This window comes from Micromonospora sp. CA-248089, from assembly GCF_050948515.1.
GTDB lineage: Bacteria > Actinomycetota > Actinomycetes > Mycobacteriales > Micromonosporaceae > Micromonospora.
Map to the genome: position 1 here is coordinate 4,090,104 of NZ_CP192016.1, position 13,079 is coordinate 4,103,182.

Genomic DNA, 13,079 nt, shown 5'->3' on the forward strand with positions numbered 1-13,079 from the left:
CGGGCCCGTCATCACCTCTGACGAAGCGGAATCGTGGAAGGTAACAACATGGTCGACAGCGGCTCGACGGACTCGGCGGCAACGGCATTCGAGTCCCACCGCGACCGGCTGCGCGCGGTCGCCTACCGCGTACTCGGGTCGCACGCCGACGCCGAGGACGTGGTCCAGGAAGCCTGGCTGAGACTCGCCCGCCAGGACGCGGACACCATCGACAACCTCGCCGGATGGCTCACCACAGTGGTCGGCCGGCTCAGCCTCGACGTCCTGCGGGCGCGCCAGGCCCGCCCCGAGGCCTCTTTCGACATCCACCTTCCCGACCTCGTGGTGACGTTCGACGACGCACACGCTCCGGACGACGACGCGGTGCTCGCCGACTCGGTCGGGCTCGCGCTCCTCGTCGTTCTCGATTCACTGCGCCCGAGCGAGCGGCTGGCATTCGTGCTCCACGATCTGTTCGCGGTGCCGTTCGACGAGATCGGCCGCATCCTCGGCAAGTCCACCGACGCCACCAAGATGCTAGCCAGCCGTGCCCGCAGGAAGGTCCAGGCGACCGAACGCCCGACCGGCCCGGGCCGGGAACAACGCGAGGTGGTCTCCGCCTTCCTGGCGGCGGCTCGCGGTGGAGACTTCGAAGGTCTGCTTCGCGTGCTCGATCCCGACGTGAGGCTCACCGTCGACGGCCCCGGCGACGCGGTGGTCACCATCGGTGCCACCAGGGTCGCCGCCGGCGCGCGGGCCGCCGCCGGCCAGGCCGCGTCGACCCGGACCGCGCTGGTGGACGGCCTGCCCGGAGTTGTCTCCTGGCGCGCGGACGGCACGCCGCTCTCGATCCTCGCGTTTGCCGTCACCGACGGCCGGATCACCGCCGTCAGGGCCGTGGTCGACCCGGTCAAGCTGGCGCGGCTGCACCTGGATCCGGCGTGAGCGGTCCCCCGCCACCCGGTGCCCCGAGCCGGACCACCACGCGCCGGTCCAGGTGCGGGCGCTCCGTGCGGGCATCCGGTGAGCCGGTCAGCCGGCTGCCGTCCCGGCGGCACGGATCACCGCGTCGAGCCAGCGCAGCTGCCGCCGGACGTGGACGGCCTCGCCGCCCTCGTGGCCGTTGAACGGGTACGTGTGCATCTCCCGTAACGGCACCGTCGATCCGGCGGCGGCGTACTGGTTGTAGGCGGCGAAGCCGGTGCTCGGCGGGCAGACCTCGTCGCGCAGACCGATCCCGAAGTGCGCCGGGGCGGTGGCCCGCCGGGCGAAGGTGACGCCGTCCACGTACGACAGGGTGCGCCGGACCGCCTCCTCGGCCTCGCGGTGCACCGCCAGGTAGCGGGCGATCTCGCCGTAGGGGGATGCCTCGGTCAGTTCGACGGCGCGCTGGATGTCGCACAGGAACGGGGCGGTGACCAGGAGCGCGGCGAGGCCGTCGGCGAGGCCCGCCGCCGCGAGCGCGAGTCCCCCGCCCTGGCTGTTGCCCACCGCGGCGACGCGGGCCGGGTCCACCCCGGGCAGGACGCGGACGGCGTCGATCGCGCGGACCGCGTCGGTGATCAGTCGGCGGTAGTGGTAGTCGTCCGGGGACAGGATTCCCCGCGTGGCCGGGCTGGGCCCGCCGGGCGCGTCGTGCGGGTCCGGGGTGTCCCCGCGGCTGTACAGCCCGGCCTGGCCCCGGTTGTCCACCAGGAGGTGGGCGTAACCGGCCACCGGCCAGGTGAGCCGCTCGCCCGGCAGGCCCCGGCCGCGCCCGTAGCCGGGGTACTCCACCACGGCCGGCAGCGGCGCCGGTACGCCCGCGGGCCGGGTGTACCAGGCCCGGACCGGTTCGCCGTCGAACCCGGCGAACGTCACGTCCCACACGTCGACCAGCCGCAGGTCGGTGGGTTCGGGCCGGACGTCGACGAGCACCGGGGTGGCCGCGGCGGCGGTGAGGGTGGCACGCCAGAACCGGTCGAAGTCGGCGGGCTCGACGACGGCCGGCGTGTAGCGACGGAGCTGGTCGAGGGAGTTATCAATCGACGCTCTTGACACGCCGATAACGATACCCATAAATTTCCGAAAGGCTTGCGACGTATTACCGGAAAGTTCCATCTGACGGTCAGGCGGGAGGACGAGTTTGGCAGCCCCGATCCCGCGCAGTCGTCGTACGCCCTGGCGGCGGGCCCTGCGCCGGGACTGGCAGCTCTACTCGCTCGCCGTCCTGCCGCTGCTGTTCTTCGTGACGTTCCGCTACCTGCCGATGCTCGGCAACGTGATCGCGTTCCGGCGCTTCCAGCCGGGCGGCAGCATCTTCGGCGAGTACTGGACCGGGCTGCGGTACTTCCGGCTGTTCTTCACCGACCCCACCTTCTGGAGCGTGTTCACCAACACGCTCGTGCTGGGCTCGCTGACCCTGCTGTTCTGCTTCCCGCTGCCGATCGTCCTCGCGCTGCTGCTCAACGAGGTGCGCAACCGCGCCCTCAAGCGGTTCGTCCAGTCGGTGTCCTACCTGCCGCACTTCCTGTCGATCGTGATCGTGGCCGCCATGGTCCTCCAGTTGCTGTCGGTGGACGGCACGGTGAACCAGATGGTGCGCGCCGTGGGCGGCGAGCCGGTGGCGTTCATGCAGCAGGCCGGATGGTTCCGGACGATCTACGTCTCCTCGGAGGTCTGGCAGACCGTCGGGTGGGGCACCATCCTCTACCTCGCCGCGCTCACCACCGTCGACGGCGACCTGTACGAGGCGGCCCGCATCGACGGCGCCAACCGGTGGCGGCAGACCTGGCACGTGACGCTGCCGGGGATCCGGCCGACGATGGTGACCCTGCTGATCCTCAACATCGGCACCTTCATGGCCGTCGGCTTCGAGAAGATCCTGCTGCTGTACAACCCGCTCACCTACCCGACGGCGGACGTGATCTCGACCTACCTGTACCGGGTGGGCATCGTCTCCGGGAACCTCAGCTACGCCGCCGCGATCGGCCTGTTCGAGTCCGTGATCGGGCTGACGCTGGTGCTGTCGGCGAACGCGATCTCCCGGCGCACGGTGGGGACAAGCCTGTGGTGAGCACGCGGGCCCGCACCCAGGCCCCGACACGAGAACCGGCGGCCCGGCCGCGTGGCCCCCGGCCCAGCCGGGGCTACCGGGTCTTCCAGGTGGTGAACGTCGTCGTGCTGACCGGCGTCGTGGTGGTGACCCTGTATCCGTTCCTCACCATCGTGGCCCGCTCGCTCAGCGACAACGCGTACATCGTCGCGGGCGAGGTGAACCTCGTGCCGCGCGGGTTCAACCTCACCGCGTACCGCGTGGTGACGTCGGACCCGACGTTCTGGGTCAGCTACCGCAACACCGTCTTCTACACGGTGGTCGCCACGCTCATCTCCGTCGTGCTGACCACCTGCTACGCGTACGTGCTGTCGAAGAAGCACCTGCGGGGCCGGACCGCGCTGGTCGGGATCGCCGTGTTCACCATGTTCTTCACCGGCGGCCTGATCCCCAACTACGTCCTGGTCACCAGCCTCGGACTGAAGAACACCGTGTGGGCGATCGCCCTGCCCAACGCGATAAACGTGTTCAACCTGCTGGTGATGAAGGCGTTCTTCGAGAGCCTGCCGGTCGAACTGGAGGAGGCGGCCGCCGTCGACGGGCTGAACACGTACGGCACGCTGCTGCGGATCGTGCTGCCGCTGTCGAAGGCGATGGTCGCCACGATGGTGCTGTTCTACGCCGTCTCGTTCTGGAACTCCTGGTTCGCCGCGTTCCTCTACATGGACCGTCAGGACCTGCTCCCGGTGACCGTCTATCTGCGCAACCTGATCGCGGGCGCGACCGACGCCACGCAGACCGGCGGCGGCCTCGGTAGCGCCGGCGACGTCGTCCAGTCCGCCGCCACCATCCAGTCCGTGACCATCGTGCTGACGATCCTGCCGATCCTCGCGGTCTATCCCTTCATCCAGCGCTATTTCGTCTCCGGAATCATGCTCGGCGCCGTGAAGGGATAGCCGCCACCGGCATCACCACCCCACCACCGGAAGGAAGAACCCATGGCCAAGCTGTCCCGGCGCCAGGTGCTGCTCGCCACCGGCGCGGCCGCCGTCGCCTCCCTGGCGGGTTGCGGCGACGACGCCCCGGACAAGGAGGACCTCGACCGCAACCGCGCGGGCGCGATGGAGAAGTACGGCGTCGGCGACCAGTTCAAGGCCACCGAGCCGGTCACGTTCTCGATCCTCTACAACAACCACCCGAACTACCCGCTCAAGCCCGAATGGCTGTTCTGGACCGAGCTGGCCGGGCGGACGAACGTCAAGCTGGACCCGGTCGCCGTCCCGCTGAGCGACTACGAGCAGAAACGCAGTGTGCTGGTCGGCTCCGGCGACGCCCCGCTGATCATCCCGAAGACCTACCATCCGCAGGAGAACTCGTACGTCTCGTCCGGCGCGATCCTGCCGGTCAGCGACTACCTCGACCTGATGCCGCACTTCAAGGACAAGATCGAGAAGTGGAACCTCAAGCCGGAGATGGACACGCTCCGGCAGGAGGACGGCAAGTTCTACCTGCTGCCCGGGCTGCACGAGAAGCCCTGGCAGGACTACACGCTCGCGGTCCGCACCGACGTGCTGGAGCAGTTGAAGATCCCGTCCCCGACCACCTGGGACGAGGTGTACGCCATGCTCAAGGCGATGAAGGCGGCCCACCCGGATGTCATCCCCTTCTCCGACCGGTTCGGCAAGCCCAACCCGGCCGGCAACCTGCTGAACATGCTGGCCCTCGCGCACGGCCTGCCCGGCGCCGGCTGGAACTACCAGCCGACGAGCTGGGACGAAGGCGCCGGCAAGTACGTCTTCACCGGCGCCTCGGACGGCTACCGGCAGGTCGTGGAGTACCTCCACAAGCTGGTCGCCGAAGGGCTGCTCGACCCGGAGACGTTCACCCAGACCGACGACCAGGCCCGGCAGAAGCTCGCCAGCGGCAAGTCCTTCGTGATCAGCACGAACGCGCAGACCCTGGTGAACGACTACCGCCCGGACATCGCGAAGATCAACCCGAACGCCCGGCTCGGCAAGATCCTCTTCCCGGTCGGTCCGGCCGGCCCGGTCAACGCGGCGAGCCGGCTGGAGAACGGCGTGATGATCTCCAGCAAGGCCCGCGACGGCAAGAACTTCGTGGCCATGATGCAGTTCGTCGACTGGCTCTGGTACTCCGACGCCGGCCAGGAGTTCGCCAAGTGGGGCGTCGAGGGCACCACGTACACCAAGGACGCCTCGGGCAAGCGCAGCCTCGCCCCGGACGTCAACGTCATCGGGCTCAACCCCAAGGCCAGCAAGCATCTGCAGAAGGACTTCGGTTTCTACAACGGCGTCTTCGCGTACGGCGGCAAGCTCGACCTGGTGCAGTCGTTCTTCTCGCCCGAGGAACTGGAGTTCCAGAAGGAGATGAACGCCCGCAAGGCCGCGCCCTGGGTGACTCCGCCACCCGCGCCGCTGAGCGACGAGGAGCGGGAGCAGACGACGCTCTGGGCGACCGCGCTGAAGGACCACGTCACCCAGAACACGCTGAAGTTCGCCCTCGGCCAGCGGCCGCTGAGCGAGTGGGACGCCTACGTCTCGGAGCTGAAGGGCAAGAACGCGCAGGCCTACATCGACCTGGTCAACAAGGCGTACGAGCGGTACCGCAAAGACCACGGATGATGCGGCTCCTCGTCCCCGAGCGGCCCGTCGGCCGGCTGACCGACGCCTGGCGTACCTGCGTGGGCACCGGCCGGTTCGACCTGGCCCTGCGACGCGACTATCAGGACTCGCTGGCGCTGGTGCAGCGGGACATCGGGTTCCGGCACATCCGCGGGCACGGGCTGCTCAGCGACGGCGTCGGCGTGCACCGCCCCTACACGTACCAGGGCGAGCGCCGGGTGCGGCACGCCTTCACCTACGTCGACCAGGTCGTCGACGCCTACCTCGCGATGGGCATCCGGCCCTTCGTCGAGCTGGGGTTCATGCCCTCGGCGCTCGCCTCCGGCGACCAGACGGTGTTCTGGTGGCGGGGCAACGTGACGCCTCCGGAGTCGTACACCGAATGGGGTGACCTGGTGCGCGCCACGGTGGGCCACCTGGTCGACCGGTACGGCCTCGACGAGGTACGCGGCTGGCCCGTCGAGGTCTGGAACGAGCCCAACCTGCCGGCGTTCTGGGCGGGCGCCGACCAGGACGCCTACCACCGCCTGTACGAGGTGTCGGCGCACGCCGTCAAGGACGTCGACGCGGCGCTCCAGGTCGGCGGCCCGGCCCTGTCCCCCGGCGCCGACGAGTGGCTGAAGCCGTTCGCCGAGTTCGTCACCGACCGCGACGTGCCTGTCGACTTCGTCAGCCGGCACGCCTACACCTCCGGCCCGGCCCGGCACGTGCCGTTCGGCACCCGGCAGACCCTGGCCCCGGCCGCGGAACTGCTGGAGCAGTTCGCCGCGCCCCGCCGGCACCTGGCCGGCACCGCGCTGGCCGACCGCCCGGTGCACATCACCGAGTTCAACTCCTCCTACCGGCCGGACAACCCGATCCACGACACGGCCTTCCACGCCGCCTACCTCGCTCCGGTGCTGGCCGGCGGCGGGGACCTGGTCGACTCCTTCTCCTACTGGACCTTCAGCGACGTGTTCGAGGAGGAGGGGGTGCCGACCGCGCCGCTGCACGGCGGCTTCGGCCTGCTCACCCACCGGCAGATCAAGAAACCCACCTACCACCTGTACGCGTTCATGGCCCGGCTCGGTGACGAGGTGCTCGCGCGCGGGCCGGACCACCTCGTCACCCGGCACCCCGACGGCCGGATCGCGGTGCTGGCCTGGGCCCCTGTCGACGTCACCGGCCGGGAACCGGCACCCGAGCGGCACACCCTGTCGCTGTCGGTGCCGATCGGCCCGTCGGGCACCGCGTCGGCGTTCCTGCTCCGCTCGTCGGTGAGCGAGGACGCCGGCAACGCCTTCGCGGCCTGGCGGGAGATGGGCAGCCCGCACTCACCACGGCCCCGGCAGTTCGACGCGTTGCGGGAGGCCGCCGAGCCGGCCCGTACCCATCGGGCGGTGCCGGTCGCGGCCGGGCGGGCGGACCTCGACCTCGTCCTCGCCCGGCACGAGGTGACTCTCGCCGAGCTGACTCCGGTGGTGGACGAGACCCCGCCGTGGTGGGACGACAGGCTGCTCGACCCGCCCGGGGATCGACAGTGACCGGCGCGACGGGCGGGCTGCGGGAGTTCGGCGACGGGCCGTTGTCGCGGGCCGCCGCGACGGTTCACACCCTGCTCGTGGTCGAACTGCTGCTCCTGGTGAGCACGCTGCCCGGTCTGGCCGTGCTCGTGCTTCTCGACCGCGACAGCAGCAACCTCCCGCTGGTCGCCGTCGCCGCGCTACCGGTCGGCCCGGCCGTCTCGGCCGCGCTGTACACGCTGCGGCACCAGCGCCCCGACCTGACCGATCTGCGTCCCGCCGCCGCGTTCCGCCGGGCCTACCGGGCCAACCTGCCGGGTGTGCTGCGCGTCTGGGCACCCACGCTGCTGTGGCTGGCCGTCATCGCGGTCAACCTGGCGAACCTGCCCGCCGCCGCCGTCCCCGGCTGGTGGGCGGTGCCGCTGGTGGTGGTCGGGGCGGGGGTGATCCTGGTCGGGGTCAACGCGCTGGTGATCGTCTCCCTGTTCACCTTCCGCACCCGCGACGTGCTCCGGCTCGCCGTGTACTACGTGGCGCGCAAGCCCGGCGTCACCGTCGGCAACGTCGCGCTGCTGGCCGCCGCCGCCGGCGTCACCGCGGTGTTCTCCGAGGCGGTGCTCGCCCTGCTCGCGGCGCTCCTGGTGCTGGCGCTGCTGCGGATCGGCCATCCCATGATCGACGACATTCGGGCGGAGTTCACCGCGTGAGCGTTCCGGCCACCGGCCGCGCGTCGGCCGGCAGCGGCGAGTCGGCCTGGCACGCCGCCTGGCTGCCACCAGCGGCGTTCCGCGAACTCGGCTCACGCGGCGTGCTGGTGCACGGCGACGGGCCCCTGGTCGACACCGTCCTCGACGAGGTGAGCCGGGCCTGCGCCCGGTACGGCGGGCGGCTCTGGCACGGTCCGCCATGGCCGGTCGACGCCGACCTGGTGCTGGCCCTGCGCGGGGCCGGCCCGGTGCCGAACGCGGCGGCGGAGGCGGCCCGGCTCGGCGCGACACCGGCGGTGAACGGCACCGGCGACGGCTCCCTCGGCGACGAGGGGTACCTGCTGACGCGGGTGGACGGCGTGACAGTGGTCCTGGCCGACGCGCCGGCCGGCCTGCTGTACGGGATGTTCCACGTGGTCCGGCTCGGCGCGGCGGCCTTCGACGACGACCTTCCGGCGCGGCGGCACCGGCCGGCACTGGACCGGCGGATGCTCGACCACTGGGACAACGTGGCCGTACACCCGGTGTCGGGCCAGGTCGAGCGGGGCTACGCCGGCGGCTCCCTGTTCTGGCGCGACGGCGCCGCCCGGCGCGAGCCCGCCCGGCTCCGCGACTACGGCCGCCTGCTCGCCGCCTGCGGGGTCAACGCGATCTGCGTGAACAACGTCAACGTGCACGACACCGAGGCACTGCTGCTGACCGACCGGCTCGGCGACGTCGCGGAGATCGCCGAGGTGCTGCGCCCGTACGGCATCCGGGTGCACCTGTCGGTGACCTTCGCCGCCCCGGTGGTCCTCGGTGGCCTGCCCACCGCCGATCCGCTGGACGAGGGGGTACGGGCCTGGTGGGCCGCCGTCACCCGGCGGGTCTACCGGCGGATCCCCGACTTCGGCGGGTATCTGGTGAAGGCCGACTCCGAGGGCCGGCCCGGCCCGTTCGCGTACGGGCGCGACCACGCCGACGGCGCGAACCTGCTCGCCGAGGCGCTCGCCCCGCACGGAGGCGTGGTGCGCTGGCGGGCGTTCGTCTACGACCACCACCAGGACTGGCGGGACCGGTCGACCGACCGGGCCCGGGCCGCCCACGACCACTTCGCGCCGCTGGACGGACGATTCGCCGACAACGTGATCCTCCAGGTGAAGTTCGGCCCGATCGACTTCCAGCCACGCGAACCGGTGTCCCCGGTGCTCGCGGCGATGCCGGCCACCCGGCTGGCGGTGGAGGTGCAGGCGACGCAGGAGTACACCGGCCAGCAGCGGCACGTCTGCTACCTCGCACCCTGGTGGAGCGAGGTCCTGCGGATCCGGCCCCGGGGCGCGACCGGCGGCACGATCGCCGACGTGGCGGCCGGCCCGGCGGGCACCGGTGGCGGCCTGGTCGCCGTGTCCAACGTGGGCGACGACCCGTTCTGGACCGGGCACCCGCTGGCCCAGGCGAACCTGTACGCCTTCGGCCGGCTCGCCTGGGACCCGCTGCTGGATCCCGGCGCGATCCTCGACGAGTGGATCGACCTGACCTGGCTGCCGGTCTCCACCGGCGATCCGGAGACGGTGCGGCGGACGATGCACGCCGTCATGGACGACTCCTGGCGCACCTACGAGCGCTACACGGCCCCGCTCGGCGTCGGCTTCATGGTGCGGCCCGGCCACCACTACGGCCCGGACGTGGACGGCTACGAGTACACCCCGTGGGGCACCTACCACTTCGCCGACCGCGACGGCGTCGGGGTGGACCGGACCCGGGCGACCGGGACCGGGTTCACCGGCCAGTACCCGCCGCCGTGGTCGGAGGTGTACGAGTCACGCGAGCGCTGCCCCGACGAACTGCTGCTGTTCTTCCACCACGTCCCGTACCGGCACGTGCTGCACAGCGGCCGTACCGTGATCCAGCACATCTACGACACGCACTTCGCCGGGGTCGAGGAGGTGGCGGCGATGCGGGAACGGTGGCGGCTCCTCGCCGGGGCGATCGACCCGGCCGTCCACGACCGGGTGGCCGAGCGCCTCGACGAACAGTTCCGCAGCGCCGTGGAGTGGCGGGACCAGATCAACACCTACTTCTTCCGCAAGTCCGGGATCCCGGACGCGCACGGTCGCCGCATCCACTGAACCGGCGCGCTCACCAGGGGTGCACGGTGCCGTCCGCCAGCCGGTTCACCGGCAGGTAGGCCGGCGCGTACGGGTAGCGGGCCGCGGCCTGCTCGTCGATGTCCACCCCGAGCCCCGGAGTCTCGGCCGGATGCAGGTAGCCGCCGTCGTAGTGGTAGCCGTGCGGGAACACCTCGTCCGTCGCCTCGGTGTGCCGCATGTACTCCTGCAGGCCGAAGTTGGGGATGGCCAGGTCCAGGTGCAGCGCGGCGGCCATGCAGACCGGGGACAGGTCGGTGGCGCCGTGCGAGCCGCTGCGGACGTGGTGCAGCGCGGCGAGGTCGAAGATGCGCCGCAGGTGGGTGATCCCACCGGCGTGGACCACTGTGGTGCGCACGTAGTCGATGAGCTGTTCCCGGATGAGCTGGGCGGCGTCCCAGATGCTGCTGAAGACCTCGCCGACGGCGATCGGCGTGGTGGTGTGCGAGCGGATGAGCCGGAACCCCTCCTGCAGGTCCGCCGGGACGGGATCCTCCATCCAGGTCAACGCGTACGGCTCCAGGCTCTTGCCGAGCCGCGCCGCCTCGATCGGGGTGAGCCGGTGGTGCACGTCGTGCAGCAGCCGGAGGGTGGGGCCGAACTCCTCGCGGACCCGGGCGAACACGCCCGGCGCGTGGGCCAGATACGCCTCCGTCGACCAGGTCGTCTCGGTCGGCAGCGCGGCGTCGGCGGGCTCGTAGAACATCTTGTCGGCGCTGACGCCGTACGTCCGGGGCAGGCCGGGCACGCCGCACTGCACCCGCACCGCGCGGTAGCCGAGGTCGACGAAACGGGCGACCTCGGTCAGCACCTCGTCGACCGTCTCGCCGTTGGCGTGTCCGTACACCGTCACGCCCTCGCGGGACCGGCCGCCGAGCAGCTGGTAGACCGGCAGCCCGGCGACCTTGCCCTTGATGTCCCACAGCGCGGTGTCCACGGCGGCGACGGCGCTCATCGTGACCGGCCCGCGCCGCCAGTACGACCCCTGGTAGAGGTACTGCCAGGTGTCCTCGATCCGGGCCGGATCGCGCCCGATCAGCAGCGGCACGACGTGGTCGCGCAGGTAGGACGCGACTGCGAGTTCCCGGCCGTTGAGGGTGGCGTCACCGACGCCGGTGACTCCCTCGTCGGTCACGACCTTCAGGGTCACGAAGTTCCGGCCGGGGCAGGTCACGATCACCCGGGCGTCGACGATTCTCATCCGGTCTCCCCTGCGGTCGGCGCTCCGGTCACCACAGGATTATCCATCATCGTCGATCTGCCGGGCGCCCTGCGCCGGCCGGTCAGGCCGGTTCGGGCACGCCCCCGGGCTCCCCGTCGTCGGGCATCGGCTCGACCGGCGCCTCGGGCAGTTCGCCGGGCGTGTCCGGGAGGAGTTCGCCGGGGTCGTCCGGCACGTCCTCACGCGGGTCGATCGGCGGGTACAGCTCGGGATCGAGGTCGGGGTTGGTCATCGGCCCAGTATCCGACGCCACCGCCGGGATCGCCCGCCGACGTCTGATCGAGCGCCGTCACCGGCTTTCGACGTCGCCGGTCGCGGGCGTGGACGACCCCTCCGCCGGCTTGCGCAACCACAGCCACACCCCCGCCAGCATGCACGCCGCGCCACCGATCGCGACCGCCGTCTCCGCCAGCTCGGGGAAATCGTCGAGGAACGGGAAGGTGCGCGTGGCCGCCATCGCCAGGATCCCGATCAGCAACAGGAGGCCGGCGCCGATCCGCTGGAGAATCATGCGCTTCATTGCATCATGACCTCGCCACAGCAGGGCCAGGCCCACGCCCCGGTCGTTGCCGAGTCACCCCGGGCAGGGGCGTGGGCCTGGCCGCTCATCTGGTGCGCTCGATCACACCGGCCTGGCGGAACCCGTCGACGGTCGCAGCGCCGCTGCCCCAGAAGGACGAGGTTCCCGGGATGTTGGCCAGCGCGTCCAGGTGCGGGTCGTTGCCGTCGACCTTGGGTCCGTACGCGACACTCCACCGCCCGCCGGTGTAGCGCAGCAACAGCGTGCCCGGGTACTCGACGTACGGCGGAATCGGGTTCGTGCCGCTGATCCAGACGTTGCCGTTCGCGTCGCCGGCGACCGCGTACACCCAGCCCGCTGGCGCCGGTCCGGCCACCCGCTGCCACGTCCGGCCGTCCCAGTGCAGGATGACCGGCTTGGGCGAGGAGTCGAAGTCCTGGGTGCCGACCGCCCAGGCGTCGGTCGCCGAGCGGGCCCACACGCCGGTGAGGTGGACGCTCACGATCGGCGGAATCGGGGCCACCCGCCACGACCCGCCGATGCGCTGCACGATCATCGGCTCCGGGTAGGGCGCGTCGGTGACGTACCGGTCGCCGGCGGCGAAGACGGCACCGTCCTTGGTGCGCGAGACCGCCCGCAGGACGCCGTTCACTCCTTCCGTCCCCGGTACCGCCACCCGGCTGAACTGACGCGCGTCGCCTTCGACGACCAGCGGCCGGCCGCCGTCGTGACCGACGAGCACGGCCCGCCCGCCACCGGTCCCGGCCACGTCCAGCAGGTCCGAGGTCCCGGACGGGGCGGACCACGGCGTGTGGGACGTCCAGGTCACGCCGTCGAAGTGCCCGGCGTACGGCTCTCCGGAGCGCCGGATGCCCACCGTCCAGACGTCGCCGGCGTTCACCGCGTCCACCTTGTACAGCACATGCGCCTGGTGCGGCAGCCGCCGCTCGATCCACGCCCCTCCGTTCCACTGGAGCAGGGCGTACGGCTGGTCGATCGAGTACCCCGTGTAGGTCGACGCCTGGTAGCCGACGGACCAGGCGTTGTTCGGGCCGGTGGCGGCCACGTCGGTGAGCCGGCTGTCGTGGATCAGCGCGGGAACCGTCGCCGTCCAGGCCGACGATGATGCGGCCACGACCGGCGTGCCCGCCGGGAGCACCATGCCCACCGTCAGAGTGGAGACCGCCGCCGCCGACAGCCCGTACCGTGCCAGAGATCCCATGATGCCCTCTTCCCCGATTGATGGCAGGTCCTCAGCATCGCGCTCCGGGACGTTCCGCGTACGCCCGGCGACGGTCCCGTAAGACAGTGGTAAGAACGGCTGGTCCGGCTTCGGGGCCGTCAGCG

General features: G+C 71.4%; 12 protein-coding genes. 7 read left to right on the plus strand and 5 right to left on the minus strand.

Annotated elements, in window-relative coordinates; all coding sequences use genetic code 11:
* Positions 1-48: 48 nt before the first annotated feature.
* Entirely contained in the window at positions 49-924 is an 876-nt protein-coding gene (locus ACQP26_RS19260) for a sigma-70 family RNA polymerase sigma factor (RefSeq protein WP_433493581.1), read from the plus strand.
* 87 nt (positions 925-1,011) lie between these two features.
* Here ACQP26_RS19260 and ACQP26_RS19265 read toward each other — a convergent pair whose 3' ends face one another.
* Positions 1,012-2,037 carry an acetylxylan esterase gene (locus ACQP26_RS19265; RefSeq protein WP_269705309.1) on the minus strand — a complete coding sequence of 342 codons (1,026 nt, stop codon included), beginning with the start codon at positions 2,035-2,037 and terminating at the stop codon, positions 1,012-1,014.
* 67 nt (positions 2,038-2,104) lie between these two features.
* On the opposite strand from ACQP26_RS19265, the gene ACQP26_RS19270 reads away from it, so the two are divergent.
* From ACQP26_RS19270 to ACQP26_RS19295, 6 genes are read left to right on the plus strand one after another with little or no spacing between them, the layout of a single operon-like run.
* Positions 2,105-3,034, plus strand: coding sequence for an ABC transporter permease (locus ACQP26_RS19270; protein WP_433493582.1), 930 nt, complete (start codon positions 2,105-2,107; stop codon positions 3,032-3,034).
* Positions 3,031-3,969 (plus strand): carbohydrate ABC transporter permease, encoded by a 939-nt coding sequence (locus ACQP26_RS19275; RefSeq protein WP_433493583.1) that lies wholly within the window; start codon positions 3,031-3,033, stop codon positions 3,967-3,969. The genes ACQP26_RS19270 and ACQP26_RS19275 overlap by 4 nt, the downstream gene beginning before the upstream one ends.
* A gap of 42 nt (positions 3,970-4,011) precedes the next feature.
* Positions 4,012-5,655 (plus strand): extracellular solute-binding protein, encoded by a 1,644-nt coding sequence (locus tag ACQP26_RS19280; protein ID WP_433493584.1) that lies wholly within the window; start codon positions 4,012-4,014, stop codon positions 5,653-5,655.
* Entirely contained in the window at positions 5,652-7,178 is a 1,527-nt protein-coding gene (locus ACQP26_RS19285; protein WP_433493585.1) for a GH39 family glycosyl hydrolase, read from the plus strand. Before ACQP26_RS19280 ends, ACQP26_RS19285 begins: the two co-directional genes overlap by 4 nt.
* Positions 7,175-7,864, plus strand: coding sequence for a hypothetical protein (locus ACQP26_RS19290; protein WP_433493586.1), 690 nt, complete (start codon positions 7,175-7,177; stop codon positions 7,862-7,864). The genes ACQP26_RS19285 and ACQP26_RS19290 overlap by 4 nt, the downstream gene beginning before the upstream one ends.
* Positions 7,861-9,972, plus strand: a complete 2,112-nt coding sequence (locus tag ACQP26_RS19295; protein ID WP_433493587.1) for an alpha-glucuronidase — start codon at positions 7,861-7,863, stop codon at positions 9,970-9,972. Before ACQP26_RS19290 ends, ACQP26_RS19295 begins: the two co-directional genes overlap by 4 nt.
* Positions 9,973-9,982: 10 nt before the next feature.
* Here the strand turns inward: ACQP26_RS19295 and manD are convergent, their stop codons facing one another.
* The 4 genes from manD to ACQP26_RS19315 form a co-directional block, all read right to left on the minus strand.
* The gene (gene manD, locus ACQP26_RS19300; RefSeq protein WP_269705302.1) at positions 9,983-11,191 is read right to left on the minus strand and encodes a D-mannonate dehydratase ManD; all 1,209 of its coding nucleotides are present in this window, start codon (positions 11,189-11,191) and stop codon (positions 9,983-9,985) included.
* Positions 11,192-11,273: 82 nt separating this feature from the next.
* Complete coding sequence (locus ACQP26_RS19305; RefSeq protein WP_184686617.1) at positions 11,274-11,444, minus strand: hypothetical protein; 171 nt, start codon at positions 11,442-11,444, stop codon at positions 11,274-11,276.
* Positions 11,445-11,501: 57 nt separating this feature from the next.
* Positions 11,502-11,768: a hypothetical protein gene (locus tag ACQP26_RS19310; RefSeq protein ID WP_269705301.1), complete on the minus strand. Its 267-nt coding sequence runs from the start codon at positions 11,766-11,768 to the stop codon at positions 11,502-11,504.
* Positions 11,769-11,817: 49 nt separating this feature from the next.
* A complete protein-coding gene (locus ACQP26_RS19315; protein ID WP_433493588.1) occupies positions 11,818-12,954 on the minus strand; it encodes a hypothetical protein in 1,137 nt (378 codons plus the stop codon).
* Positions 12,955-13,079 lie beyond the last annotated feature (125 nt).

What these genes read in the sequence shown, in the direction of transcription:
- ACQP26_RS19280 (WP_433493584.1), top strand. Translation starts at nt 4,012, where the DNA reads ATGGCCAAGCTGTCCCGGCGCCAGGTGCTGCTCGCCACCGGCGCGGCC.
- manD (WP_269705302.1), bottom strand. Translation starts at nt 11,191, where the DNA reads ATGAGAATCGTCGACGCCCGGGTGATCGTGACCTGCCCCGGCCGGAAC.
- ACQP26_RS19260 (WP_433493581.1), top strand. Translation starts at nt 49, where the DNA reads ATGGTCGACAGCGGCTCGACGGACTCGGCGGCAACGGCATTCGAGTCC.
- ACQP26_RS19285 (WP_433493585.1), top strand. Translation starts at nt 5,652, where the DNA reads ATGATGCGGCTCCTCGTCCCCGAGCGGCCCGTCGGCCGGCTGACCGAC.
- ACQP26_RS19315 (WP_433493588.1), bottom strand. Translation starts at nt 12,954, where the DNA reads ATGGGATCTCTGGCACGGTACGGGCTGTCGGCGGCGGCGGTCTCCACT.
- ACQP26_RS19265 (WP_269705309.1), bottom strand. Translation starts at nt 2,037, where the DNA reads ATGGGTATCGTTATCGGCGTGTCAAGAGCGTCGATTGATAACTCCCTC.
- ACQP26_RS19305 (WP_184686617.1), bottom strand. Translation starts at nt 11,444, where the DNA reads ATGACCAACCCCGACCTCGATCCCGAGCTGTACCCGCCGATCGACCCG.